Origin of the sequence: Sphingomonas sp. Leaf412 (genome assembly GCF_001425405.1) — a bacterium.
Classification (GTDB): Bacteria; Pseudomonadota; Alphaproteobacteria; order Sphingomonadales; family Sphingomonadaceae; genus Sphingomonas.
This window is the reverse complement of the sequence record NZ_LMQP01000002.1, coordinates 344,501-345,453: the sequence shown is the minus strand read 5'-3', so window position 1 is coordinate 345,453 and position 953 is coordinate 344,501. Positions and strand designations below refer to the sequence as shown.

At 67.3% G+C, this 953-nt stretch carries 2 protein-coding genes; both read right to left on the bottom strand.

Annotated elements, in window-relative coordinates; all coding sequences use genetic code 11:
* Window positions 1-99: 99 nt before the first annotated feature.
* Window positions 100-663 (bottom strand): elongation factor P, encoded by a 564-nt coding sequence (gene efp / locus ASG29_RS06095; RefSeq protein ID WP_055981705.1) that lies wholly within the window; start codon window positions 661-663, stop codon window positions 100-102.
* 61 nt (window positions 664-724) lie between these two features.
* Window positions 725-953, bottom strand: a 229-nt coding sequence (locus ASG29_RS06090) for a M23 family metallopeptidase (RefSeq protein WP_156457939.1), incomplete at its 5' end; no start/stop codon positions are given.

The following is a 953-nucleotide window of genomic DNA, read 5'->3' as shown; positions in this document are numbered from 1 at the left end:
GGGGGGGGGGGGGGGGGGGGGGGCCGCCACAAGCGGTATCGTTCGGGGCTGCCCCTCACCCCGACCCTCTCCCCGGAGGGGAGAGGGAGCAGAAGAACGTCAGTCCGCGCGGCGGACGTAGGTCTGTTCGTACACGTCGACGACGATCCGCGTCCCCGCGCCGATATGCGGCGGGACCATCACGCGCACGCCGTTGTCGAGCACCGCGGGCTTGTAGCTTGAGGAGGCGGTCTGCCCCTTCACCACCGCATCGGCCTCCACGATCGTCGCCTCGATCGTGCTGGGCAGCTCGACCGAGATCGGGCGCTCGTCATACAATTCCAGCACGACGTCCATGCCGTCCTGAAGGAACGCCGCCGCATCCCCCAGGATTCCGGCGTCGAGCGTGATCTGCTCGTAATTGTCCTTGTCCATGAACGTCAGCGCATCGCCGTCGCGGAACAGATACTGGAAATCCTTCGTATCCAGCCGCACCCGCTCGACGCTCTCGGCGGAGCGGAAGCGGACGTTGTTCTTGCGCCCGTCGATCAGGTTCTTCAGCTCGACCTGCATGTACGCGCCGCCCTTGCCCGGCTGCGTGTGCTGGATCTTCACCGCGCGCCAGATGCCGCCTTCGTATTCGATGATGTTGCCGGGACGGATGTCCACGCCGCTGATCTTCATGGGTTCGTGCCTGTTTGAAAGAGCCGGGGCGCGTCGTCAGGCCGCGCCCGTGGCGGGCGATTTAGCGGGACGGGGCCGATCCGACAAGGAGGGGATAGGGATTGACCGCCTCCCCCTGCCACCACCGCTCGCCGCCGCGCATCCGCTTCACCTCGAAATGCAGGTGCGGCGCTTCCGGGCTGGCGTTGCCTGTCGACCCCACGGTGCCGATCGTCGCGCCGGTGCGGACCGCCTGCCCCTCGGCAAGGCCGGGGCGCCAGTCGTCCAGATGCGCGTAATAATAGACCGTG

What these genes read in the sequence shown, in the direction of transcription:
- efp (WP_055981705.1), bottom strand. Translation starts at nt 663, where the DNA reads ATGAAGATCAGCGGCGTGGACATCCGTCCCGGCAACATCATCGAATAC.